Annotated in this window: 25 protein-coding genes; 11 read left to right on the top strand and 14 right to left on the bottom strand. The window is 62.2% G+C overall.

Annotated elements, in window-relative coordinates:
* Window positions 1-14 precede the first annotated feature (14 nt).
* On the bottom strand, window positions 15-377 hold the full coding sequence (locus COCCU_RS13520; protein ID WP_156232266.1) for a DUF5318 family protein: 363 nt from the start codon (window positions 375-377) through the stop codon (window positions 15-17).
* A 234-nt stretch (window positions 378-611) separates the two neighbouring features.
* Here COCCU_RS13520 and COCCU_RS13525 point away from each other — a divergent pair, with 234 nt between their 5' ends.
* From COCCU_RS13525 to COCCU_RS13545, 5 genes are all read left to right on the top strand, one after another.
* Window positions 612-1,709 (top strand): inositol-3-phosphate synthase, encoded by a 1,098-nt coding sequence (locus COCCU_RS13525; protein WP_156232268.1) that lies wholly within the window; start codon window positions 612-614, stop codon window positions 1,707-1,709.
* A gap of 187 nt (window positions 1,710-1,896) precedes the next feature.
* Window positions 1,897-2,358 (top strand): MarR family winged helix-turn-helix transcriptional regulator, encoded by a 462-nt coding sequence (locus tag COCCU_RS13530; protein WP_156232270.1) that lies wholly within the window; start codon window positions 1,897-1,899, stop codon window positions 2,356-2,358.
* 70 nt (window positions 2,359-2,428) lie between these two features.
* A complete protein-coding gene (locus COCCU_RS13535) occupies window positions 2,429-3,382 on the top strand; it encodes a universal stress protein (protein WP_156232272.1) in 954 nt (317 codons plus the stop codon).
* Between the two features lie 24 nt (window positions 3,383-3,406).
* Window positions 3,407-4,057, top strand: coding sequence for an SDR family oxidoreductase (locus COCCU_RS13540; protein ID WP_407924145.1), 651 nt, complete (start codon window positions 3,407-3,409; stop codon window positions 4,055-4,057).
* Between the two features lie 46 nt (window positions 4,058-4,103).
* Complete coding sequence (locus tag COCCU_RS13545; protein WP_156232274.1) at window positions 4,104-4,634, top strand: hypothetical protein; 531 nt, start codon at window positions 4,104-4,106, stop codon at window positions 4,632-4,634.
* 101 nt (window positions 4,635-4,735) lie between these two features.
* Here COCCU_RS13545 and trhO read toward each other — a convergent pair whose 3' ends face one another.
* The 5 genes from trhO to COCCU_RS13570 form a co-directional block, all read right to left on the bottom strand.
* The gene (gene trhO, locus COCCU_RS13550) at window positions 4,736-5,659 is read right to left on the bottom strand and encodes an oxygen-dependent tRNA uridine(34) hydroxylase TrhO (RefSeq protein ID WP_156232276.1); all 924 of its coding nucleotides are present in this window, start codon (window positions 5,657-5,659) and stop codon (window positions 4,736-4,738) included.
* A 102-nt stretch (window positions 5,660-5,761) separates the two neighbouring features.
* Window positions 5,762-7,255 carry a DUF1846 domain-containing protein gene (locus tag COCCU_RS13555; protein WP_156232278.1) on the bottom strand — a complete coding sequence of 498 codons (1,494 nt, stop codon included), beginning with the start codon at window positions 7,253-7,255 and terminating at the stop codon, window positions 5,762-5,764.
* 174 nt (window positions 7,256-7,429) lie between these two features.
* On the bottom strand, window positions 7,430-7,981 hold the full coding sequence (locus tag COCCU_RS13560; RefSeq protein WP_156232280.1) for a nuclear transport factor 2 family protein: 552 nt from the start codon (window positions 7,979-7,981) through the stop codon (window positions 7,430-7,432).
* 18 nt (window positions 7,982-7,999) lie between these two features.
* On the bottom strand, window positions 8,000-9,187 hold the full coding sequence (locus COCCU_RS13565; RefSeq protein ID WP_231598795.1) for a flavin reductase family protein: 1,188 nt from the start codon (window positions 9,185-9,187) through the stop codon (window positions 8,000-8,002).
* Window positions 9,188-9,252: 65 nt separating this feature from the next.
* On the bottom strand, window positions 9,253-10,728 hold the full coding sequence (locus COCCU_RS13570; protein WP_156232282.1) for an MFS transporter: 1,476 nt from the start codon (window positions 10,726-10,728) through the stop codon (window positions 9,253-9,255).
* A 204-nt stretch (window positions 10,729-10,932) separates the two neighbouring features.
* On the opposite strand from COCCU_RS13570, the gene COCCU_RS13575 reads away from it, so the two are divergent.
* Genes COCCU_RS13575 through COCCU_RS13585 form a run of 3 tightly spaced genes read left to right on the top strand, consistent with a single transcriptional unit; the run spans window position 10,933 to window position 13,238 of the window.
* Window positions 10,933-12,282 carry an amidase gene (locus COCCU_RS13575; RefSeq protein ID WP_156232284.1) on the top strand — a complete coding sequence of 450 codons (1,350 nt, stop codon included), beginning with the start codon at window positions 10,933-10,935 and terminating at the stop codon, window positions 12,280-12,282.
* The gene (locus COCCU_RS13580) at window positions 12,276-12,554 is read left to right on the top strand and encodes a hypothetical protein (protein WP_156232286.1); all 279 of its coding nucleotides are present in this window, start codon (window positions 12,276-12,278) and stop codon (window positions 12,552-12,554) included. Before COCCU_RS13575 ends, COCCU_RS13580 begins: the two co-directional genes overlap by 7 nt.
* Window positions 12,555-12,605: 51 nt before the next feature.
* Window positions 12,606-13,238 carry a response regulator transcription factor gene (locus COCCU_RS13585; RefSeq protein WP_156232288.1) on the top strand — a complete coding sequence of 211 codons (633 nt, stop codon included), beginning with the start codon at window positions 12,606-12,608 and terminating at the stop codon, window positions 13,236-13,238.
* Window positions 13,239-13,385: 147 nt separating this feature from the next.
* Here the strand turns inward: COCCU_RS13585 and COCCU_RS13590 are convergent, their stop codons facing one another.
* Genes COCCU_RS13590 through COCCU_RS13615 form a run of 6 tightly spaced genes read right to left on the bottom strand, consistent with a single transcriptional unit; the run spans window position 13,386 to window position 18,565 of the window.
* A complete protein-coding gene (locus COCCU_RS13590) occupies window positions 13,386-14,336 on the bottom strand; it encodes a PDR/VanB family oxidoreductase (protein ID WP_156232290.1) in 951 nt (316 codons plus the stop codon).
* A gap of 38 nt (window positions 14,337-14,374) precedes the next feature.
* Entirely contained in the window at window positions 14,375-15,133 is a 759-nt protein-coding gene (locus COCCU_RS13595) for an SDR family NAD(P)-dependent oxidoreductase (RefSeq protein ID WP_156232292.1), read from the bottom strand.
* A 14-nt stretch (window positions 15,134-15,147) separates the two neighbouring features.
* A complete protein-coding gene (locus COCCU_RS13600) occupies window positions 15,148-15,642 on the bottom strand; it encodes an aromatic-ring-hydroxylating dioxygenase subunit beta (RefSeq protein ID WP_156232294.1) in 495 nt (164 codons plus the stop codon).
* A complete protein-coding gene (locus tag COCCU_RS13605; protein ID WP_156232296.1) occupies window positions 15,635-16,912 on the bottom strand; it encodes an aromatic ring-hydroxylating oxygenase subunit alpha in 1,278 nt (425 codons plus the stop codon). The genes COCCU_RS13600 and COCCU_RS13605 overlap by 8 nt, the downstream gene beginning before the upstream one ends.
* Before the next feature lie 60 nt (window positions 16,913-16,972).
* The gene (locus tag COCCU_RS13610; RefSeq protein WP_156232298.1) at window positions 16,973-17,335 is read right to left on the bottom strand and encodes a hypothetical protein; all 363 of its coding nucleotides are present in this window, start codon (window positions 17,333-17,335) and stop codon (window positions 16,973-16,975) included.
* Window positions 17,336-17,377: 42 nt separating this feature from the next.
* Window positions 17,378-18,565, bottom strand: coding sequence for an acyl-CoA dehydrogenase family protein (locus COCCU_RS13615; protein ID WP_156232300.1), 1,188 nt, complete (start codon window positions 18,563-18,565; stop codon window positions 17,378-17,380).
* A 163-nt stretch (window positions 18,566-18,728) separates the two neighbouring features.
* Between COCCU_RS13615 and COCCU_RS13620 the strand changes: the two genes are divergently transcribed.
* A complete protein-coding gene (locus COCCU_RS13620) occupies window positions 18,729-20,219 on the top strand; it encodes a PAS domain-containing sensor histidine kinase (RefSeq protein ID WP_197088375.1) in 1,491 nt (496 codons plus the stop codon).
* A 236-nt stretch (window positions 20,220-20,455) separates the two neighbouring features.
* Window positions 20,456-21,268, top strand: coding sequence for an Fpg/Nei family DNA glycosylase (locus COCCU_RS13625; protein ID WP_197088376.1), 813 nt, complete (start codon window positions 20,456-20,458; stop codon window positions 21,266-21,268).
* 52 nt (window positions 21,269-21,320) lie between these two features.
* Here COCCU_RS13625 and COCCU_RS13630 read toward each other — a convergent pair whose 3' ends face one another.
* Entirely contained in the window at window positions 21,321-21,863 is a 543-nt protein-coding gene (locus tag COCCU_RS13630; protein WP_156232304.1) for a VanZ family protein, read from the bottom strand.
* 32 nt (window positions 21,864-21,895) lie between these two features.
* On the opposite strand from COCCU_RS13630, the gene COCCU_RS13635 reads away from it, so the two are divergent.
* Window positions 21,896-23,662, top strand: a complete 1,767-nt coding sequence (locus COCCU_RS13635) for a bifunctional ADP-dependent NAD(P)H-hydrate dehydratase/NAD(P)H-hydrate epimerase (protein WP_407924146.1) — start codon at window positions 21,896-21,898, stop codon at window positions 23,660-23,662.
* Here the strand turns inward: COCCU_RS13635 and COCCU_RS13640 are convergent.
* A complete protein-coding gene (locus COCCU_RS13640) occupies window positions 23,643-24,626 on the bottom strand; it encodes a DNA glycosylase AlkZ-like family protein (RefSeq protein ID WP_156232306.1) in 984 nt (327 codons plus the stop codon). The two genes, COCCU_RS13635 and COCCU_RS13640, sit on opposite strands and share 20 nt — an antisense overlap.
* Window positions 24,627-24,638 lie beyond the last annotated feature (12 nt).

Raw genomic sequence — 24,638 nt, forward strand, 5'->3', positions numbered from 1 at the left:
TGCACGGATATCTCTCAGGTGGCGGAGGCGCTGACCTCTCGCAGCAGGTGATTCCAGCGGCATACGGGGCAAACCTCAACGGTGTGCACCCGCAATTCCCGCCCGGTGGATACGATCTCTTCGATCTCCGCCGCACTTCGGGCAGTTCCGGACATCCGACCGAGTCCGTCTCCGTGGATCCACAGCACCTCTCGGAGCTGATCGGACTCACAGACGGGACAGGACCCGGTGGCTGGGGTGCCGTGATAGCGCGCCGCGGTGACCAGGAGAAAATCTGCGTCGCAGACCGTGTCCCGGGTGACCGCCCCCGCACGCCAGCGTGCCAGCAGGTTACGTTTCTCCCACTGGTGACTGATCTCATTGCGATAAACGACCACCCGCACAGTCTAACGCACCCCAGGCACCCCCGGACCCGGCTTCGGGAGCCGGGGGCAGGGGGGCGTCGCCAAGCGGGTTTCCTCCCTGCTTGATCGATCAACCCTGCTACTTGATCGATCACGTCCGGCGCCTGGGCCTGTCCCGCAAGCTGGTGAACCTATGGTGAGGGCAATGAGGGTGCCGCCCTGATGCGGGCATCCCCACACAATAAACATTGAAGGAGTCAAGAGACCGTGAGTGAAACAAAGATCCGGGTCGCCATTGCCGGTGTGGGTAACTGCGCCACCTCGCTGGTGCAGGGAGTCGAGTTCTACCGGAACACTCCCCCCGGAGAGAAGGTCCCGGGTCTGATGCACGTCCAGTTCGGTGACTACCACGTCAGTGACGTTGAGTTCGTCGCCGCTTTCGATGTGGATGCCGCGAAGGTGGGCCAGGACCTGGCCGTCGCCCTGGAGGCCTCCGAGAACTGCACCATCAAGATCGCCGATGTCCCCACCACCGGGGTCACCGTCCAGCGGGGCCCGACCCTCGACGGCCTGGGCACCCACTACCGAGAAGCCGTCACCGAGTCCGAGGCTGATCCGGTCGACGTGGTGCAGGTACTGAAGGACGCCAAGGTCGACGTCCTGGTCTCCTACCTGCCGGTCGGTTCCGAGCAGGCCGATAAGTTCTACGCCCAGGCCGCCATCGACGCCGGTGTCGCCTTCGTCAACGCCCTGCCCGTCTTCATCGCCTCCGACCCAGAGTGGGCCGAGAAGTTCCGCGCGGCCGGTGTCCCCATCGTCGGTGATGACATCAAGTCCCAGGTCGGTGCGACCATCACCCACCGTGTGATGGCCAAGCTCTTCGAGGATCGGGGGGTCCGCCTGGACCGCACCATGCAGCTGAACGTGGGCGGCAACATGGACTTCAAGAACATGCTCGACCGGGACCGCCTGGAGTCCAAGAAGATCTCCAAGACCCAGGCCGTCACCTCCAACCTGAAGGATGGTCCCCTGGCCGGCAAGGTCGAGGACCGCAATGTCCACATCGGCCCCTCCGATTACGTCGCCTGGCTCGATGACCGCAAGTGGGCCTATGTCCGCCTGGAGGGCACCGCTTTCGGTGAGGTGCCGCTGAACCTGGAGTACAAGCTCGAGGTGTGGGATTCACCCAACTCCGCCGGCATCATCATCGACGCCGTCCGGGCCGCCAAGATCGCCCTGGACCGTGGCCTGGGTGGGCCCATCCTGCCGGCCAGCGCCTACCTGATGAAATCCCCGCCGGTTCAGCTCGGCGACGACCAGGCACGCACGGAGCTGGAGGCCTTCATCATCGGGGCAGAGGACTAGAAAACCTGGTTTCCAGGCCTGGTGACCCCATTTTCAGCGTCACCCGAAAAGGCTGTGAGCACTGGTTTCACCCTTTTGGGGGGCGCTGAATGTGTGCTGGGACAAGCTTTGAAAGTGAGTGGGTTGCCTACCACATACTTAGGCGGACATAACAGTTTTACCCCCCATGCAGGCTAGGCTGAGATGCATGAATTCTCCCACCCCCGAGGAAGTCGCACGTCGGATCCGCCCCGCGCTCACGAAGCTCTACGTCATGTACTTCCGACTTTCAGAGCAATCTTCGTTGACCGGCCCGCAGCTCTCCCTCATGACCCGACTGCAGGAAAACGGTGCCTCCCGCATCAGCCACCTGGCGAAGATGGAGGGCATCCGCATGCCCACCGCCTCCAATGCGCTGCACCAGCTGGAGCAGCGCGGCATGGTTGACCGCATCCGTGACACCACCGACCGTCGTGGTGTCCTGGTCACCCTCACCGACCTCGGTGCCACCGAACTGAAGCGGGTCGGTGAGGAACGCACCAAGTATCTCGCCGAGATGTTGAGCACCCTCGACGACAAGCACCTGGCGAAGGCTGATGACCTCTCCGAGCTCATCAATACCCTCGCTGAGACCTATGGCACGGTCGCAAATTCGGAGAAAACGAACTAAGAGGCCATAATTGGGGTTGAATCACCTGAACCCCGACCTTCTTGCACCTCTGATCTGAACTCCGCCAGGAATGCCGAACATCGAAACGTACTCTCAGGACCCCAATGACACGCTGCGTGTCCTCGTCGCTTGGCGCCCAGATGGGCGCGGCTCCGAAAGCCTCGAGTTCGCCGCCTGGCTGGGTCGAACCACCCAGATCCAGGTCCGGGTCGCAACCACCTTCCTGCGCCCCTGGCCCGCAACTTCCTTGGGCAAGCTCGGTGGCAAGTACCGCAAGTGGATCGAGCGGGAGGCCGCGGCCTGTGAAACCAAGGTCCGCAAGGCCCTGAAGTCCGTGGGCCTGCCCGAGGAATGCTGGGATGAGCAGATCTCCGTCTTCTCTGACGGCCCCTCCGAGGCGGTGTTACTGACCCAGGCCGCCAATGACTTCAATGCCGACCTGATGCTCCTGGGTTCCAGCTCCACCGCCCCCAAGGGACGTTTCCTGGCTGGCTCCACCGCAGATACGCTGCTGCACTCCTCGCCGCAGCTGCTGGGTCTGGTACCGCGCTCCCCCAAGCTCTCCAAACGGGGCGTCACCCGCATCAATTTTGCCCACCTGGGTGAGAACCCGGAGGAGAACAGCAGTCTCTTCTTCGCCGCAGACCTGGCCTCCCGCTGGGATATCCCACTGCGGATCCTGGCCTTCTCCCCCGGCGGGCTGACCTCCAGCACCGCCAGCGATCAGCTGGACCTGAGCACCCATCTGACGGTGGAGTGGCGGGAACATTCCCTCGCCATGCTGGACCGCTCCCGGGACGCGGTGATGGACCACTGGCCCGAGCTGAGCGTGGAAACCGATATCGGCTCCGGCTCCGGCTGGGCCGGGGCGGTGGATGCCCTGAAGTGGAAGAAGGGCGACCTGCTCTGCCTCGGCTCGACCCCGCCCGGCCCCATCGAGCGGGTTTTCCTCGGCTCCACCGCAACTGAGGTGCTCTCCCATGTACAGGTGCCGGTGATCGTTCACCCGGTGCGCAAGCACTGACCCACAGCTGAGAGAGGTCCCACCATGTCCATCACCCCACACGCCTTCGTCACCGGAGCCAGCGGAGGTGTCGGCCGGGAGATTGTGGCCCGGCTGCTGGCCCGCGGCTGGCGGGTGACCGCCCAGTACCGCAGCAGCCCAGGCACCGCGGCCGCCACCTGGTGGCAGGCGGACTTCACCCGCCCCCTGCCACCCCTGGAGATGCCGGAGCGTCTCGACGCCCTGATCCACTGCGCAGGGGTCGCCCCCGTCGGCCCCACCCAGCACTTCGGGCGGGAGGTGTGGGAGGAAACCATGGCTGTCAACCTGCACGCCCCGGTGGACCTCAGCAACCGGCTGCTGCCGGCACTCAAAGCCGCCCGCGGACATGTCATCTACATCAACTCCGGGGCCGGGCAGCACACCCGCCCGGAGTGGACCCTCTACTCGGCCAGCAAATTCGCCGCCCGGGCCTGGTGCGATGGATTGCGTGGGGAAAACCCCGAGATCCGGGTCACCTCGGTGTACCCCGGTCGGATCGCCACCGAAATGCAGCGTCGTATCGTCGGCGAACTGGGGCAGGCCTGGGAGCCGGAGAGTTTCCTCAGTCCCGGCACCGTGGCGGAGACGATCCTCAACGCCCTGGAAACCCCCGGTGATGCCCATCCCACCGAGATCACTCTGCGTCCCCGTTAAGGTGCGCGTACTAGAGTGAGAACTCAAGAAAGGTGGTGGTCCACACATGAGTAAATCGGACTCCCCCGACAGTTCCGGCGCCAAGAAACAGAAGCCTTATGGTCATCCCGAAAATGACCTGGTGACGGATTATGACTACACCAACCGACCCATGCCCGGCCCCAGCACCGTGGAGGACCTGGCCGGCCAACCGGACCCGGTGCTGATCCGGGAGAGAAACCGGCAGTCCGGTCGCCAGGCTCTCTTCTACGCCATCGGCGCCATTGTCACGCTGCTGCTGGGCGGCTTCCTCCTGCTGCTCCTCAGCCGGATGATCGGCGGCCCCTACTGTGAGGCGGGGGAGGCAACCTGGATCTGCACCGAGTTCACCCGGATCGCTTGGCCGGTGTTCACCAGCGCCTATGCGGCCCTCACCCTGCTGGGCTGCGCCATCATCATGGTCCGGAAGCTGAACCAGCACCTGCGCTGGTGGCCCTGGATGGCGGCCTTCTGGTTCCTGCTGCCCATGAACATGCTGTGGATGACCTCCGTGCTGCCGCTCGCCATCATGGATGGTGGCGGTAACCTGCTCTTCTAAGCTCGGAGCTGCCCCTGAGAAAAATGAGCCACCCCTTCCTGCAAGATCAGGGAGGGGCGGCTCATTTTTCTCATCCAGCTGTACTAGTTGGGTTGCTTGTCCTAGCGGGCTTCGGCGGCGGCCAGCTCAGCCGCCACCTGTCGGCAGTCTTCCCGACCGCAGTGCCGGGAGGCCACGCTGCCATGACAGTCCGGGCACATCAGCACCAGCTCACGGCAGGTGTCCTCATTGACGCAATGCTCGAATTTATTGCTCGGGTCACCGCAGTGGATGCAGTGCCCCACGCGCTTATAATCCTCACCGAACTCCATGTGCATGCGCTTGTCGAAGACATAGAGGGAGCCTTCCCACAGGCCCTTGTTGCCGTATTTCTCGCCGTAGCGGACGATGCCACCGTCGATCTGGTAGACCTCCTTGAACCCCCGGTTGATCATCAGGGAACTCAGGACCTCACAGCGGATGCCACCGGTGCAGTAGGTGACCACCGGTTTGTCCTTGAGGTCATCATATTTTCCGGACTCGATCTCGGCGATGAAGTCATGGGTGGTCTCCACATCAGGGACCACGGCATCCCGGAACCGGCCGATCTCGGCTTCCATGGCGTTGCGGCCGTCGAAGAACACAACCTCATCGCCATGCTTCTCCACCAGCTCATTGACCTCTTCAGGTTTGAGGTGCACGCCGCCGCCGACGACTCCCTGATCATCCACCTTCAGTTCCCCGGGGACACCGAAGGCGACGATCTCATCGCGGACCTTCACGCTGAGCTTGGGGAAGTCTTCTGCCCCACCCTCGGACCACTTGAACTCCATGTCATGGAAACCCGGGTAGTCCTTTGTCTTGCGGAGGTACTTCTTGCAGGCGTCGATATCACCGCCGACAGTGCCGTTGATGCCGTGTTCCGAGATGAGGATCCGGCCTCGGAGGCCGAGACCCTCGCAGAGGTCACGTTGCCAGAGCATCACGGCTTTCGGGTCTGCGATGGGAGTGAACTTGTAATAGAGGAGAATCTTGCTGATGGCCACAAATTCAGCCTAGTTCGCGGGGCCCAACCCAGTCTAATCTTCCCAAGGGAAAGGCATCTGCGCTGCTCAGAGGGTTTTATTCACCCACGCCGGGGAGAGGGGTCAGCGCTTCCGGTAGAGGGCCTTGCGCTGGTACTTCGGCTCCGAGGTGACCAGGATGCCCAGATTTCGGAAGATGCCCTCATCCACCGAACCCAGGATGGTGGTGGTGTGGGCATCGCAGGACTGCAGGTTCTTCAGCTCCCGCAGCGCGGAGCGGGCGTCCTGGCTGGAGGCCCCGGAGACCGAGAGGGCGATGAGCACCTCATCGGTGTGCAGGCGGGGGTTGCGGGAGCCCAGGTGCTCGGTCTTGAGGGTCTGGATCGGCTCGATGGAGGAGGGGGAGAGCAGGTCGATGTCCCGGTCGATGCCGGCCAGGTGCTTCAGGGCGTTGAGGAGCATCGCGGCGGAGCAGCCCAGCAGCTCCGAGGTTTTGCCGGTGATGATGGTCCCATCAGCCAGCTCCAGGGCTGAGGCCGGGACACCACTCTCCGCCTCCACCTGCAGGGCGGGGGCCACCACGCGGCGCTCCTCGATGGAGGTGCCGGCCTTGCTCATCACCATGGCCACCCGCTGGGAGAGGGTGTCATCAAGTTCATCGCGCCGCTCCTCCACCAGTGCCTTGTAGTAGCGGCGGATGATCTCCTGGTTGGCGGCGTCCCGGCAGGCCTGGTCATCGGAGATGCAGTAACCGACCATGTTCACCCCCATGTCGGTGGGCGATTTATAGGGAGAACTGCCGTTGAGCTTCTCCAGCAGGGTCTTCAGCAGGGGGAAGACCTCCACATCCCGGTTGTAGCTGGTGACCTGTTCGCCATAGGCCGCCAGGTGGAAGGGGTCGATGACATTGATGTCATCAAGGTCCACGGTGGCGGCCTCATAGGCCAGGTTCACGGGGTGTTCCAGGGGCAGATTCCAGATCGGGAAGGTCTCGAACTTGGCGTAACCAGCTCTAACACCCTTCTTGAAATCGTGGTACACCTGTGACAGACAGGTGGCGAGCTTGCCGGACCCAGGCCCCGGCGCGGTGACCACGATCAGGTCCCGGCTGGTTTCGCTGTAGTCATTACGGCCGAAACCCTCTTCGGAGACAATCCGGCGGGTATCGCTCGGGTAGCCGGGGATCACGTGGTGGCGGGCGACCTTCAGGCCGAGACGTTCCAGGCGTTCCATGAAGACCCGGGCCATGGTGTTGTCATCCTCGAACTGGGTGAGGACGACGTTCTCCACCAAAAAGCCCCGTTCCCGGAAGATGTCGATCAGGCGGAGCGCATCCTCTTCATAGGGGATGCCGAGGTCGGCGCGGACCTTCTGGCGTTCCAGGTCCTTGGCGTTGATGCACACCAGGATCTCCAGCTCGTCCTTGAGCTGCTCCAGCATCGCGATCTTATTGTCCGGGGTGAAACCGGGCAGAACCCGGGAGGCGTGCATATCGTCGAAGAGTTTGCCGCCCATCTCCAGGTACAGTTTGCCGCCGATGGATTTGCGTCGCTCCTGGATCTGCCGCGATTGCATTTCGATATAACGTTCACGATCAAATCCGGTGCGGTGCGGCATCAGAATAAGCCCTTCTTCGGTGGCATGGATGACGCCCCACGACTTTACCCGTCACCCCGGGGTTCCGGGAAAGGGGCCGCTCCGGATGCAGGCCCCGGGGTGTTTTGCGACGCCCCCAGGGGGGGCAGCGGGGCGTCGCAAAGCACTGCCCCGGAAGTCCGGGATGATTCGGGGCTACTTCAGCAGTACCGAGGTACCGGGGAAGCTCTCGGCGAAATTATTCGGCAGCGGGGCGATGAACACATTTTCGGTACGGGTGCGGGTGATTTTCCACTCCCCGTTTTCACGGCGGAAAGCATTGTTCAGACGGCTGGAGCGCAGCAGTGACTTTCCGTCGGAGAAGAGCCAGGGCTGCATGTGGATCCACAGACCGGTGGCCTCATCCCCATCCACGAAGATCTGCTCCGAAGTGAGGTAGTGGGCGTTAAGCAGCAGCTTCGGCTCCTGATCTTCAGGCCAGAAACGGTTGAAGTGAGCCCGGATGTCATCCTTACCCTCCGCGCGGCCGAACTGGCCGGTGTAGTATTCGCCGACACCCTCCCAGACCGCGTCCTCGGTGTACAGGTCCAGGATCAACTCGATACGTTCCTGGTCGCTCACCGGTGGGTAAACCGGGCAGGGAGTGTCGCAGAGGTACATGTAGCGGGCCTGGATGCGGCGGATATCAGCCTCCGCCTCCAGGACGTCAATCCGCTTTGCCAACTTGGAGATCAGTTCTTCAGTCATGCTCTCTATCTTTCTGTTCTAGTGGTTGCGCTCGGCACGTTCGATGTCCTGGATGACCGCCTTCGAGCGGGACACCCACTCCCGGATCTTCGCGCCGGGAACCCCACCGGGGAGCTGGGCCAGGCGCAGGGTCATGGTGTACTGGCCGGAGGGATCCTTCACCGGGAAGACGATGGATCCGATGTCATAGGTTTCGTTGTCTACAACTTCTCTCGGTTCATAATTGACGGGGGTGGAACCGATGGTTTCCCTGATGCTGCGTTCCTCAATCGGGGTGAGGCTGATCTTCTTGTATTCCTGGGTGGCGCGAATCATCTGCTCATAGGCGGCAGAGCCCTCCTCCGGTAGGAAAGCCAGGAGGTAGCCCTGCTCCCGCATGAATTCCAGACGGCGGCGGTGTCGTTCCTGCAGCTCCTCGGAGGGGTTCTTCAGCTTATTCATCCACCGCTGCTGTAACTCCGGGGACTTGTCGAAGAAGTAACTGTCCCCGATTGGCGGGACCAGGGGAAAACGGCTCGCCAGACCGCCTTCGCGGGTGGCGTCCGCGGAAAGTTCCGAGAACACCGTCGCCATCTCATCATCACTGACTGCGGCAAAGACCGAGACTTCACATCCAATTGAATGGGCCAGGTCGCGCAGCTGGTCGCTGGCATTGTGGGCGGCGTGGATCGCCGGGAGGATCTCATGGCTCATGCGTGATCCAGACTCCAGGCCTGCGAAGCTACCGTAGCCACCCTGGAAGAAGAGCAGTGGGGGCACCGAATTGGTCACCTGCAGGTCGGAGACCGCACAGAGCACGATCCAGTGGTCGCCGGCCTCGACAACATCAGCGATGGTGGTGTCAACCCAGGCGATGGAGTTGCGCAGCACCGGGTCCCCGGAGGGGGAGGGGTACCACTCAATGCCGTCGAGCTTGTTCTCCCAACGCTGGGCGATGGCCAGCATTTCGGCCTGCTGCTCCCCACCGAAAATATTGATGCACAGGGAACTGCAGGTGCGCAGCTTCTGGAAAGTGCGGGAGGTCTTCATCGGCATGAAGGAGACCAGCGGTGGATCCAGGGAGACGGAAGCGAAGGTACCGACCACAAGTGCCAGGATCTCACCCTCCGGGCTGCGGCCGGTGACCACAGCCACACCGGTGGGATAATGGCCCATGACTTCGCGGAATATCTTTGGGTCAAAGGTGTCGGGAATGCTGACGCTCATGGCGGATCAACCTGCTTTCAATACTGGCCGGGGGATTTCCGGGTTTTAGTTCAAGGCCTGGTGGGTTAACTGGTGGTGACTGCTGCGGGGCGGGGTTCCGGGTTCAGATGCTTGGCCTGGAGCTTGCGGCCCAGCTTCTCCGGGCGGAGCAGCAGGGCCGAAGCCAGTCCGGCAACCAGTAGGAAGATGCCGGTGATCAGGAAAGCGGAGTGCACTCCACCGGCCATGGACGAGACCATCTCAGCACTGGGGGCAACACCCTTGGCGGGTGCCACATAACCGGCAGTCGTCATCATCCAACCGACCAGGATGGGGGAAATGATGGCACCGATGGCACCGAAGCCACCCAGGGTGGCCATCATGATCGGACGCTGTTTCGGGCCGACTGCATAACCGATCGCAGAGGCGGCCATCGGGAAGACCAGACTGCAACCACCGGCGATGGACAACAGCACCACGGTCAGGGAACTGGGCACGATGGGGGTCAGCAGGAAAGCCACACCAGCCACGGCGGTGGACAACCCGAAGGGAACCGCAATCGCGAGGTGGGCACTCTTGCCCCGCTGCATCATGCGGTGGCCGAGGGCACCGAGACCGAGCAGTACCAGAGCGCCAAGGATCCAGGGGAAGGTGGTGACAAGCCCCACCTGCGGCAGGGAGAGCCCGACCACGGTACCCAGGTACTGCGGCAGCCAGGTGGTCAGGAAACCCTGAACCCAGAAGTTTGAGGCGGCACCGAAGAGAGCCGCAATGAAAGCGAGGCTAAACAGGGCTCGCCAGATATTAACCGGCTTCTGGGCATCGACTAGGTCGGTCTCCACGACAGCCGGAACCACGTTCTTATCGCCAGTCGCGAGCGACTCAGCGTTCTCCGTGGAGGTGGCGGACTTGGAGCCACCCGCCTTGTAAGGACCGTCACCACCGAAAAGCACCCAGGTGACCACCCAGATCAAGCCGAGGATACCCAGAGCGCCGAAGGCCCAACGCCAACCCCAGGCGCCAATCACCCAGGCGATGAAAGGGGCCGCTATGACGGGGCCCAGGGTGGAACCGATGGCCACCAGGTTGGAGGGCAGGGCCCGACGCGAGGGGTGGAACCAGGTGTGGGCAGAAGTCAGTGACATCGCCGTGGCTGGGCCCTCAGCACCACCGAGGATGATGCGGGTGGCCAGCAGGATGGCAGCACCACCGCCGAGCAGCATGGGGAACTGCATGACCGCCCAGACCACACCCATGGCCAGGATGATCCAGCGGACTGAGATCTTCGAGGCCAGGATGCCCGTCAGTACGGACACGATGGAATAAAGGAAGAAGAAGGCACTGCCGATGAAACCGAATTCCGTGGCACTCAACCCGAGCTCCGACATGGCGTGTGGGGCTACGAGCCCCAACACGGCCTTATCCGCGAAAGCGATGATCTGGAAAACGACCAGCAGGCCGACAATGACCCAGGCACGGGTGGTGGGCCGATGTCGGTTCCGGTTGATGCGTGCGGCTTCCTCCGGCTGGAGCCCCCGCACCGGGGAATTAGTAACCGTCATTTCTGCTCCGATCCCCGGCGCTTCGGCCGGTTCCTCACTGTTGATGTGCCAAAAAGGTAACTGTGATTCGCCTTACACAGCTAGGGGGGAAACCTTTAGTCGAAGATTGTTTCCTAGCCCGATGCACTCCCGTAACCTCAGTCACAGAATCGCCGGGACAGGCAGCCCCTTCCGGCATGATCCATCACCCAGCAGGAGACCCCGATGACCCCGCCCAACCGGAACAAATTAATCAGCGAGCAGGTGGCGGCGGTGAATAGCGGCACCACCTCGGAGTCCGCACTCGCCGCCACGGTTCGCACCGATATCCTCCGCTACGAGGCAAAACTTAAGGCCTGGGTCGCCTTCAATGATCTCGACACCGAGGTGAGGGAGGCCACCCCTACCGCTTCGGAAAGTAGTTCCACACGCAATACCCTGCCACTGCGGGGCATCTCGGTGGGGATCAAGGACATCATTGACGTGGCCGGTCTGCCCACCCGCTGTGGCTCCCCCGTCACCCCTGCCACCCCGGCCAAAACGGATGCTGCCTGTGTCACCCGTTTCCGAGAATTGGGGGCAGTCATCCAGGGCAAGACGGTGACCACCGAATTCGGTTATTTCAATCCGGGGCCCACGGTGAATCCCTGGAATCATCAGCACACTCCAGGTGGCTCCTCCAGTGGTTCGGCGGCCGCAGTCGGGGCCAACACCATCGCCCTCACCCTTGGCACCCAGACTGCCGGGTCTCTCACCCGCCCCGCGTCCTTCTGCGGGGCGGCCGGCATGGTGCTGGCCACTGGGTCTACCTCCATGGCCGGGATTTCCGGCCTGAGTGAGACCCTGGATTCCCTGGGACTGCTGACCCGCAACATCGATGATCTGGACTATGTCTACTCCGCCTTCACCGAACTGGAGTACCGGCCTGAACCGAAGGTCGAGGATGTAACTCTTCACCTCTGGGACGGTTCCGACCTGCTGCCCATGGCACCGCAGATGAACAGCCTGCTGGCGGAACTGCCTCGCTTGGCCGCTGATCTCGGGCTGGGATATCACCCCTTGGACTGGTCCGATCATATTAATACTCTGGTCGATGACCACCGCATCATCATGGGCTACGAAGCCTCCCGCACCATGGCCGACACCTTCCGGGAGCACCGCGACGAACTCAGCCCCCAACTACAGGAACTGCTGTCCGGTGGTGCCGAGGTCGATGAGCTCTCCTACCGGGAGGCCCTGATCCGCCGCGATATTTCCCGACGTTCCCTGGAACGTCTGCTGGGCGATTCCGGTGTGATCGCCGGCCCAGCCGCAGCGGGTCCCGCTCCGGAGTGTTCCCAGGGCACCGGCTCCCCGGATCTCAGCCGCGCCTGGCAGCTGCTGGGTCTTCCAGTGGTCATTGTCCCCGGCGCGAAGACCACCTCGGGTCTGCCGCTGGGGGTTCAGCTGGTCGGCTTGCCGGGTTCGGAGAAACGACTGCTGAACCTGGGTCGTCGCCTTGAGGGTCTGCTGCGCAGGGTCCCCTCCTTCTCCCAAACCACCTCCAACCCCACCCTGAAGGATCTGACATGGTAATCAAACCCCGCCCCGTCAACCACGCCCGAACTTTTTTGACCTGCTACGAAGACACCTTCAACTACGGCTGGCATCATGTGGACCTCTTCGTCCATGATGAGCTGGGCCGTGAGGTGAACTGGGTGCATTGGACAGTGGAAGCCGATGGCCCCGAAGCCGCCGATGAGTCTGTCCGCAAGGAGGAGCCCCAGCTGCGTCGCACCAGTGAGTGGAAGCATCAGGTCAGTGCCTTTGGCATGAATTACTGGACCGCTGATGCCACCTGGGACTGAGTTAGAGTGAGTATCCCCTCGTCCCTCTTTCGTCTCCGGAATGGAAGCGTCATGACTCAGCCTGAAGAACAGTTCTCCCCCATCGTCTATGTTGTTGACGATGATCCGGAGCTGTGTGAGTCCGTGTCCTGGTTACTGGGCAGCGCCGACATCACCTGTTCCATCGCCAACAGCGCGGATGAGTTCCTGGCGCAGTTCGACCCGAAGCGTCCAGCCTGCCTGGTGCTCGATGTCCGCATGCCCCGGATGAGCGGTACCCGCCTCCAGGAGAAGCTCAATGAGATCGCCCCACATGTCTCCATCATCTTCGTCTCCGCCCATGGAGACATCAACATGTCGGTAGCCACGATGAAGGCGGGCGCCCAGGATTTCCTGGAGAAGCCCTATGATCCGCAGCGGCTCATCGATGCTGTGCAACTCGGCGTGGAGAAGGCCTCCCAGCGTTTCCTTGCCCATGTCCAGCAGCAGGAACTAGCGGAGAAACTGGCGCTGCTGACCCCTCGGGAACGTGAGGTGCTTCGCCTGGTTATTGAGGGGCTACCCAGTCAGAACATCAGCCGTCGACTCAGTATGAGCGTGAAGACGGTGGATGTGCACCGCACCCGGATCAAGACCAAGACTGATGCGGAGAGCATCGGCACCCTGGTGCGGGATCTGCTGCGTTATGACGTAGAGGTGCCCTGAGCCACCCTCATGGTCCTGTCCAGCCCCGCCACGGCGGGGTTTTTTGAGGACCTGGTGTCGATAAGTGGCGAACAACCCGGACAAGAATCAGAGCCGCCCCCACGACCTGGTGTCGTAGGGGCGGCGAAGCCAAATGCGCCAGGTGTGCTAGAAGTACTCGAGTACCAGCTTTGTCCCCTTGGTCCGGGAGACACAGACGGCCATGGTCTCTCCGGCCTCACGCTCAGCCTTGGTCAACACACTGTCGCGGTGCTCCGGGGTACCTTCCAGCACCTCCATGATGCAGGTACCGCAGATACCCTCCTCGCAGGAGGTGTCGATGCCACAACCGGCCTCATTGAGCACATCAACGATGCTGCGTTCCGCCGGGATATGATAGGTTTCACCATCGAGTTCGACATCGAATTCGGTGTTGATCTGGTCCGCATCGGCCTCTGCGGGCTTGAAGTTCTCGAAATGGATGGCCTCCTCTGGAAGCTTCTTCCCCGCGATCTCACGCACTTGGTCCATGAAGGGCGCTGGGCCACACACATAAAGGTGGGTGCCCTCCGGGACGGACTGAACCATCTTGTCCAGATTCTTCCGCTGGGTGTCACGGTCCACACCGAGATGGGCGTGGAGCTTGTCCGGGCACTTCTCGGTGAGCAGCGGAAGGAAGGCCGCCTCCTCCTCACTGCGGGCGTAGTAATGCAGATCAAAGGGGATATCGCGGACATCCATGTAGCGGGCCAAACTGAGCATCGGGGTAATGCCGATACCACCGGCGATCAGCACATGGTGGGAAGCACTCTCATCCATCTGCAACAGGTTTCGGGGAGCGGAAATCTTCAGTTGGTCGCCCACCTGCAGGTCGTGGAGTGCTTCAGAACCACCACGACCAACTTCCTCCCGCTTCACTGCAAAGAGATAGGCATTGTCACCGTCTGGCCGGCCGCAGAGCGAGTACTGGCGGGTCAGGGAGGTCGGACCCACCACATCAATGTGGGCGCCGGGTGAGTAATGACCGATGGGGGTGCCATCCGGCAGCGAGAGGTAGAAGGACTTGATGGTGGGGGTCTCCTGGACGATGTCCGAGACCACGACGTCGATGAGAGACATGTCTGCGCTCCCCTTTCCTATTTGTCTTTCAATGGCGGTCAGCGGACGTAGAGTCCACCGTTGATGTCCCAGCAGGCACCGGTAACGAAGGCTGCGTCTTCATCTGCCAGCAGCGAAACCGTTTTGGCGATGAAAGCCGGATTTCCCAGTCGCTGCACCGGGATGCCGGCGATGACCGAGTCCAGTTTCTCTGCCGGAACCGTCTGGTGCACGATCGGCAGATCATGCGGGCCGGGGGAAATGGCATTGACAGTCACTCCCTTTCCGGCCAGCTCCCGGGCGAACACCTTGGTCGTGGTCAGGATCGCACCCTTGGAAGCTGCATAGTGCCCACCGGTGGCGGTTCCACCGTTCTGTCCTGCGAGGGAAGCCATGTTGATGATCCGCCCATAACCCTGTTCCGCCATGGCGGCACCGATGACCTGGCAGCCGAAGAAAATGCTGTCGACGTTGATGCTCAGGATGCGGTTGAACTCAACCTCATCCAGCGTCATCAGATCCGCGGCCTTGGTCACCGCGGCATTATTGACCAGGATGGTCGGGGTCCCCCAGGCTGCGGTGATCTCAGCCAAGGCATCCACGAAAGACTGTCGCTTAGCGACGTCCAGATGAATCGCCCGGGCAGTGGAACCATCCGGGGAAAGCTCGGCCGCCAGGTCCGCGGCTTTATCAATGTCGATATCGGCCAGGTAAACCTTGTTGCCCTCGGCATGTAGCTGTCGGACGATGAACTGGCCCATGCCACCAGCGGCGCCCGTGACTACGGCAACGCCGGGGTGCTGCGTATTCTCTGCCATCTGCTGTCCTTTCCCTAGATCAGGAAGCCGGCGGCGTTGACCGCGTCTTCACTGTTGAGGAGACGGGCGACCTTCTCCGTGATCTTGTCACCGGAATCAGCCAGGGCAATGGTGTGGGTCAATTCCGCACCGATGGTCTGGAATTCATTGCGTTTGAAGGCAGAGAGCAACTGGGCAGAACGCAGCACCACCTGGTGGTCGTTGACCTCTGTGACGGTGAAACGGGAGATCACCCGGACTGTGCGGGCCGCCGCCACGGCGGAGGGGGCATAACCCTGCATCATGCGTTCCACACGGAGACGACGCATGCGCTTATCGTCGTAGACCATGTTCAGGGATGAGGCGTAGTCGGTGGTCTCCGCATCGATCGGGATCACATACATACCCTCGTCAGTGAAGAGCTCCTCCCAAGCCGGGTAGTTCTTCTCGTCGAGGAGGGTGGCTTCCTGCCACACCAGTTCAATCGCACGCAGCACGCGCGGGTCATTGAAGTTATGCAGTTCAGTCATCGCTCATCATCTTCTTCCACATGTAGTAAGCCTCACGCATACCGGTTTCATCGGTGACGTGGGAGGTCTGCCAGTTTTCCTCGGACTTGTATTCGCGATTGAGGCCGCGGTTGATCATGATCGGCATGTTGGGGTTACCGCCGGCTCCGATCTGAACACGGTCCCAGCCTTCGGCATCATCCGGGCTGCCGAAACCGAAGGGCCCCTGGAAGTGTTCATGGATACGGAGGCGCTCCTGGTTAATGATCTCCGGCCCGCCCTCCATACCGAGTGCCATGTGCCAGATCTCGGTCTCATTCACCGAGATCGGGATCAATACGCGAAAGAAGGAGGATGACATCGCAATATTCGGGAAGAAGTTCAGGTTGAAGCCACAGCCGTGCATGGAGCGCATGAAACGGCGGATCCGCTCCGGAGACTCACCCTCCGCTTCGAGCTGATCGACGATGTGCTGGAAACGGGGCTGGATCTCCTCGGTGCCGTCATCAATGTCGAGGTCCAGGTGGGCGGTTGCCATGATGCCGACACTGTGGCCGTTGCCCAGGGCATGGGTTTCAGCTGCGGGGTCATCCATGAAGGACATCATGTCGGCGGTCTCGGAGTCGACGGAAGCCATCCAGGACTTGTGCACCATCGGGAAGTGGTAACCGTCGGTGGTGTTCTCCAGCTGGATCTTCCAATTTCCCTTGAAACGGAACTTGTGGACGCCGATCACCTTGGTGGGGTAACCGTTGGCCTGCTTGAAGAAACGCTCCATCCAGATCTTGGCATCACCCAGGTGATCCTCCAACGGCGGGGCGTCCTCATTGAAGGTCGCAAAGATCATGCCCAAGTAGGACTCGGTGCGCAGTTTCTGCAGCGGGAAGTCCTCTTTGTTGAGGATGCCTTCGTAACCATCCGGGTAAGGGACACCTCGCAGGCGACCATCCAGGGTGTAGGACCAGTTGTGGTAGGGGCAGGTGAAACCGTTGGCCTTACCCTTGCGCTGGTCACAGACGGTGGCACCCCGGTGGCGGCAACGGTTGAGCAGGGTGTTGAAGTTTCCCTTACGATCTCGGTTGACGATCACCGGCTGGTCACCGACCTGGGTGGTCTTGAAGGAGCCTGCCTCCGGGATTTCACTCTCGTGAGCTACCCAGACCCAGGTCTTGTAGAAGATCTTCTCCATCTCTTCCTTGAAGATCTCCGGATCAGTGTAAAGCCGACCGGCGATCCGATCATTCTCAACCAGACTGGCGAATCCGCTCGTGGGTTCCTGTGTGGTGGTCATTGTTCTTCCTTCAAGTCAGTGGGGGTGCGTGATTTAAGAAGCTGTGTTGGTTGGGGGCGCTCAGAGTGCAACATCATCGCGGATGACAAGTTCCCGACCCATGCGCGCCTCGATCTTGAAGTAGCGCCATAGTGCGTACTCCCCGACCATGATGGTGCGCAGCAGGTTGCAGACAGCTTTCACGGTCGTCTGGTCTTTGACGTCCGCGAGCACATAGAAAGTCCAGGGCCAGCCGTCAGAGGGACCGACCATGTGAGAGTCGTCATCAAAAGTGCCGATGACCTCAACCCCCTCCATGTCCCGCAGGCTGGTCAGGAATTCCTGGGTGGCTACCCACACCGGTCCGATCTCCGATTTAGGCAGATCAAAGAAGTTCTGGTTGTTGCCGACGCAAAAGAGGGTGCGCAATGATTCTTGTGACACGAAAAGAGCTCCTTATATATGGGTGATAACTGGGGATTTTGATCAGGGGAAACTAGGGATACCCGGGTCCAGGTTCAGCATCACTGCCCCGGCGGCCTCAAAGGTGAACTCCTGCAGCATGGCGTGCTGGGCCGGGATCAGACCGTCCCGCACATAGCGCTGTATTGGATGCGTCGAGAACATCGCACCGGTTCCTACCACGTTGTAGGCGGCCAGAACCACATCCCGGCCAACATGCGCGGCCTGGGTGGCGGCCAATCGCAGCATCGCCTTGTCCTTATCGGTGATCTCTTCACCAGCGACCGCCTTGGCCCAGACCTCCTCGGTTGTACCGTAGAAAAAGCCCTGGGCGGAACGCAGGTCAGCCTCCGCCTTAGCCAGGCCGGTCTTGTAAGCCGGGCGATTACCTTTGGCTGGTCCACCGGTGACCGAAGTATTCGCAGCACCAACCTCAGTGATGTAATCCAGGGCCCCTCGAGCTGCACCCAGAGCGACCACGGCGAGTACCTGAGCCGCGTAGGGCAGCACCGGGTAGCGGGTAAGCGGTTCATCGATTTTCGGTTCTCCACCCCGGATAAAGGTGAGCTCCTCCGGAATGAAGACCTTGGTGGCCCGGACATTGTGGGAACCGGTGGCCTTCATGCCACTGACATCCCAATTTTCGATGATCTCAACCTGACTGCGGTCGACTAGGCCAGTCAAGGGTTTACCGTTCGTCTCGGGGCCCCCCTTGAGACCGATGCCCAGCAGGTCCGCACCCTTACAGCCGCTGGCGAACTGCCACTCACCGGAACAGATGTAACCACCCTCCACCTTCTCCGCCTCGAACATAGGGAACATGCCGGCCGCGAAAGCGATGTCCTTGCTGCGGGAGTAAAGCTCCCGCTGGGTCTCCACCGGAAGGGACGCGAAGTAGACCGGAGCGGAACCGAAGCTGGCAACCCAGCCGGTGGCCGGATCCACAGCGGAGATCTGCTCGACTTTCTTCATGAACTGCGCCGGCGGGAGGGGCTCCCCACCAAACTGCTCTGGGATGGCGACACGGAAGATGCCCGCCTTCTTCAGCAGCGAGATGAAATCCCGGGGGACATAACCCTGTGCATTGAACTCATCGCGACGTTCGCGCAGCACCTCGAGTGCATGCTGGAAAGCCGCATCTCGGGCAGCGCCCGCGGGTTCGGCAACGACATCACCCAGGGTGAGTCTGCCTTTCTCGGTTGCTAATGCCATGACCATCTCCAATATCTGCGACTCCGGTTGCTTTAGAACTGATGCTATGGCGCGTTTCACAGTCCCGGTATTAGGAAAAACCGGCAGGTGACTAAGCAATTCTTTAGTTGAGAGCATGAAATCACCGATCCACCTGGTCTTTACGTGGATCTAGGATGGAGATATGAACCCCAGCACCGAAGACCTTCTTGCGATGGTCCAGAGTTCCCACGCCGGGATACTGATCCATGAGATTGACACCCTGCGTGTCCTCTGGGCCAATCAACAGGCCTGCAACCTCTTCCAGTACAGCGTCGATGAGTTACGTGCCCTGAAAGCGCACCACATGAGCGCTCAAGATGAGCGTTACCGTCGGGAAGATGGTGTGGCCTGGTTGCACTCCGCTGCGCTCTACGGTTCCAGCCGGCGAGAGTGGAAGTATCAGGCGGCTGATGGCACTGATTTCCTGACCGATGCTGATGCCACCCTCATCCCCTTCCAGGGGCAACAGGCAATCATGGTGGCGATGCGGGTGATCAACGAAAAGGAGGACCCCGCCAAAGGCCCGGACTGGATAGCCACATCCCTGGAGCGCATCATCTCTCACACTGCCTCCGGAATCCTGGTACTCGACACCGCTAACCGGGTGACCCGGGCCTCCCCTTACGCTGCCGGGCTTTTCGGGGAGAACTCCTCCACCATCATCGGGAAAAGCATTTCAGATCTCGGCACCACCAATCCGGTGGTCTCCGAAGCCGAAATGCAGGCGGCCATGGAAAGCCCGGAGGGCAAGATCAATTTCCGGTTAAAAGTCTGCACCTCAGGCAATAGCTACCGCTGGTTGGCCAGCTATCTAGAACATGTTCGGATCGACCGAAGCAATTACCGGGTGCTCATGGTCAGGGACATCACCGATCGGGTGGAGGCGGAGCAGCGGGTAGCCGCCCAGCAGACCCAGCTTCAATACCTCAGCCGTTACAACGCCATGGGTGACATGGCCATGATCTTGGCCCATGACCTCGGCCAACCGCTGGCTGCCTCCCTGAACTACCTCAGTGGGCTCAAGACCCGGATCAGTTCCTCTCAGCTGGATCCGAAAATGGTCCGCTATGGCATCGAAATGGTGGAGAAACAACTCAACCGGGCCTCCGATATCGTTTCCTCGGCTAAACGTTATGTGCGCCGCATCGAGAGCACCACCTCCACCTTCAATCTGCCAGACGCGGTGGAGGAGTCCCTCTACTTCGTGCGCTTGCGGGCCGAGGATGCCGGGGTGGAACTCCATGTCGACCTGGGTGGTGAGGAGCTATTGGTGGAAGGAGAGAGCGTGCTGATCGGGCAGGTGATCATCAACCTGTGCATGAACGCCATCGATGAGATCTCCCACCCGGAAACCGAGGTCAAAAAACTAGACATCACGCTGCGGGAGTTCGGCGGTATCACCAGCCTCGCCATCGCGGACCGAGGACGGGGGATGGACACCGTGCCCGCCGAACGCCTAGCAGCAGGAGCCTTCAGCTCCAAGGAGGATGGTTCCGGGATCGGGCTGATCATCTCGGAACACATCGCCCAGCGTCATGGCGGCACCATCCAGTTTTCCCCCAATGAACCCCGAGGAACAATCGCCACTCTCTCCTTACCACTGAAATCCGTGAAGGCCTCGATCGGGGAATAACTGCCGGGACTGTCCTGGTGTGGGGTTCCCTTGTTCTGGGTTTTGGCCTTCGACTTCATTCAGTACGGGGAAATAATCTTTCCTCAGGGAACTCAGCCCCCTTGGTCAGTACTTCATGCCCATCCCCACCCTCCGGAAAGGAAATAGGTTTCCCACTCCACATAGTGAGGCCCTCACTGGTGCTGAGTGTAGCCACCCCCTCGGTAGCGCAAACCCGGCTCATTAGACTGATGTCCATGCCTGAAGGTCATGTCATCCATCATCTTGCCGCCAAGTTGAACACCCACTTCGCCGGCCAGCGGCTGCACGCCAGTTCCCCTCAGGGGCGTTTCGCGGCGGAAGCCGCCCGCCTGGATGGGGAACAGATGGGTGTGGCGGAGGCTTTCGGCAAACATCTCTTCATTGAATTCGATGCTGATGATCCGGCCCATATCGTCTACATCCATCTCGGTCTGATCGGCACCCTGCAATTTGAGCCGGAGGCTGCGCCCCGCGGCCAGGTGCGTTTGCGGCTCAGTGACGGGGAGCTGGCCGCTGATCTGCGGGGCCCCCAGTGGTGTCGCCTGATCACCGAGGCGGAGCGTGGCGCGGCCGTCGCCAAGCTGGGAGCGGATCCCATCCGGGATGATGCAGATCCAGAGCCGATCCGGCTGAAGGTGCAGCGTTCGGGGCGGAGTGTCGGTTCATTGCTGATGGATCAGAAACTTTTCGCCGGGGTGGGCAATATCTACCGGGCGGAAACACTCTTCCGGCTGGGGATCTCCCCTTTCCGGGAGGGGAAGAAGATCAGGCGCAATGAGTTCGACTCGATCTGGGCGGATCTGGTGGGTCTGATGAAGGAGGGGGTGAAAGCCGCCCGGATCGACACGGTGCGGCCCGAGCACACCCCGGAGGCGATGGGGCGGGATCCCCGGAAGGATGATCATGGTGGTGAGGTTTATGTCTACCGGCGTACCGGGCAGCCCTGTTATATCTGCGGCACCCCGATCCGGGAGCAGGTGATGGAGGGCCGCAACCTCTTCTGGTGCCCCACCTGCCAGAAGGGATAGGCCCCGCCGCTCCCCCTGCCGGGACCAGCACGATCATACTAATACGACCGTGCTAGTTCACCGGTACAACCTTCGTGGGATCGCCCAGGGTGGGGCCCAGGATCACCAGCACCAGGAAGACCAGCACCGCCAGGCCGCTGAGCAGGGTGATCAGGGTGTGCCAGCGCTTTCCGCCCCGGCCCGCCAGCCAGGCACCGAAGAGCCCGCCGAGGGTGTTGCACACCAGATCATCGATATCGGTGCGCCCCAGGGCGAAGGAGAATTGGGTGAGTTCGATGGCCAGGCTGAACAGTGCCGCCATGCCCGCCACCCGCCACAGTTTGCCGGGGCCGAGCAGGATGGCCGCCAGGGCACCGAGGGGAACAAAGAAGGCGAAGTTGCCCAGGTAGTCGAAGAGTGGGGCGAACCAGCTGGTGGCGGCGAAGATGTCTTCGAGGGGGATCAGCTCCAGGGAGCGGACCTTCTGGTTCTCCGGTTTCCACAGCAACCCGATGCTGAAGAAGGATTTCAGGGTGGTCAGGGCCAGCACCACGAGGGCGAAGGCCAGCAGGGTGAGACTCACCCATATGCGTCGGGGTTCGGCACATTTCAGCATGCCACTGAGTATATGGCGCTAGCCTGACGGGCATGAGCTTCCAGATGCCCCTGCAGTTCGTGTACACCGTGGCCCAGGTTCGTCGGGCCGAGAAGCATCTTCTCGAGGTGGAGAACTTCCCCGACCAGCTGATGCAGGAGGCCGCCCGTGCGGTGACGGCCGCAGCCCGGGGCATGCTGGCCGCGCCCAAACCCCTGACCGCGGAGTCGGGTCGGGTGCTGCTGCTGGTCGGTGCCGGCGGTAATGGTGGGGATGCCCTCTATGCCGGCGCCTTCCTCGCGGAGGAGGGCATCGGGGTGGATGCGCTGCTGCTGGGTAGGGATGGGAGGGCGCATGCCCCCGCCCTGGCGGCTTTCCGGGAGGCCGGGGGCAGGGTGCTGCCGGTGTTGCCGCTGCCCCATGAGTACCGTCTCTTCATCGACGGCATCCTGGGGATCGGGGGCCGGGGTGGGATCGCCCCGGAGGTGGCCGAGCTGGTTGATGACTGCAGCAGTCAGGGCATTCCGATCCTGGCCGTGGATGTTCCCTCCGGGATCAACGCCGATACCGGCGCGCTGCCGGAGAAGGTGGCCGTCCAGGCCCGTGGTTTCGGGGATTCAGAGGCACAGCTGCGCACCCAGGTGGTGCCCTCCCATGTGCGTGCCGATGTCACCATCACCTTCGGTGGGCTGCGCCACGCACATGCGGTGGCCCATGACTGCGGGGAGGTGATCATGGCGGACCTGGAGCTGCCTTCCGAAGGGTGGTCAGCTTCCTTCAGCCGGGCGCTTTTCGACGCCCTCATCGAGGACCGGGGCCACCAGGTTCAGCTCAGCCGCGCCTGGGCCCCGGAGCAGCAGCGTTTCGACTGGTCCACCGCCGCAGACTTTGAGTTCCAGCAGGTCGGTTCAGGAACCCTCGGGTTAGCCACCGAGCCGGCGGCAGAGGCGGACAAGTACAGCGGTGGGGTGGTCGCCATCTGTGCCGGCTCCCGGGATTACCGCGGGGCAGGGGTGTTGAGTGCCAGGGGTGCAGTCCGGGCCACCTCTTCCATGGTCCGTTATATCGGGGAGGGTGCGGCCGAGGTGATCCGCGCCTTGCCGGAGGTGGTGGCCCACCCAGATATCAGCAGCGCGGGCAAGGTGCAGGCCTGGGTGGTGGGCCCCGGTCGGGGAACTGATGAGGTGGCCCAGGCGGAGCTGGCAGAGCTCCTACAGCGGGATGAGGCCCTGCTCATTGATGCTGATGCCCTCACCCTGCTGGCCCGGAATTCACAGTTGCGCGCCCTGCTCCGGGAGCGTGCCACCCGCCAGGCCCGCACCCTGCTCACCCCGCACGCCGGGGAGTTCCGGCGTCTGGCCGAGAGCCTGAACGCTGAAAACACCGGAGAAGCGCTGATCCCCGACCCGGATGAGGACCGCCTGCGGGCCACCCATGCCCTGGCCGGGGAACTGGGCTGCGGGGTGCTGCTCAAGGGGCGGCGCACCGTCATCGCTGCCGGGGACCGGATCCAGGTGGTGGATGCCGGTTCCTCCTGGGGGGCGACCGCCGGTTCCGGGGATGTGCTCTCCGGGATCCTCGGTGCCCTGATGGCCCAGCATGAGGCGGAGCGGCCCCGGGTCAGGGAACGCTACCCGGATCTTGAGGCAGCGGAATTATTCTCCGGCTATGAGGAGGCGGTGACCGGGGTGAGCATTCATTCCCTGGCGGCAGCCCTGTCCGCCCAGACCCCGGAAGGCCCGGCCCCGACCTCCGCCTCCCTGATCGCGGCGGCGATCCCCCGGGCCAACGCCCGCCTGGCTACCCGGCGCGCCCCGTGACCACCCCGGCCACGACGTGGAAGTCCCAGCTGATGCCGTTCTTGGTGAGTACTTCCGGGGCGATGTCGGCGGGCAGGATCTCTTCGCGGCTGCTGCCGTAGCCGAGCAGGTATTCATCGAAGGCGGGCAGCCGGTAGTCGGTTTTGAGGGCCTGGTCCATGTCGGCGCCGTTGACCTCCAGCTGCCAGGAGCCCATGAGGTAGGTGGTGTCGTTGAGTTCGATCTCCACCACCTGGCGGGCGAGGTGGGCGGCCCGGGTGGCGTCGGCGATCTTCAGTCCGGTCCACCAGGCCAGGTCCCGGATGGTGGCGGGGCCGTGGGCGTGGAAGTAGCGGGTGCCCAGTTCAGCGAGGGCGGCTTCCCCTTCTAGTACGCGTGGCTGGACGGGGAGGTCTGCGATGTGCAGGAAGGTGTCGTCCCGGCCTTGTTTCGGCCCCTGGACCACCTCCCCTTCCCCACCGAGGGCCCGGATCAGGTGGGGGCCGCGGCCTTCTCCGGGGTCGATGCCGACAGCGGCGAAGATCTCGTAGGCCTGGGGGCGGGGCAGGGGTTCGCCCTTGAGTTCCCGCAGCCGGGTGTGCAGGGCGGCCCGGGCGGTTTCGAATTCTTCCGGGCTGATGCCCAGTTGGGGGCGTCGTTGTGCCTGGGCGCGGGCCACCCGGGGGCTGCCCAGCCGCATCAGCCAGGTGGCGTCTTCGGTGGGCATGAAGTGGAGGGTGCCGCGTTGCGGCCAGGCCCGGGTGATCTCCCGTTTTTCGACGGCCGCGTGCACCACTGCGGCATCTACCCCGGCGCGCAGTGCCAGGGCCTGGATCCCGGCCGGGTATTTCTGGCCCTGCACCGCCAGCATGTGACGGGCGGCCTGCACCGCGGTATGGATCGGTTCCCGCGCTGCGCTGGGTGCCAGGGCCTGGGCGATCAGTCGCCTGGCGCGGAGTTCCGCGAGATCGGCGGGGTGGTTCATGGTGACTCCTCA

Origin of the sequence: Corynebacterium occultum, from assembly GCF_009734425.1 — a bacterium.
Classification (GTDB): domain Bacteria; phylum Actinomycetota; class Actinomycetes; order Mycobacteriales; family Mycobacteriaceae; genus Corynebacterium; species Corynebacterium occultum.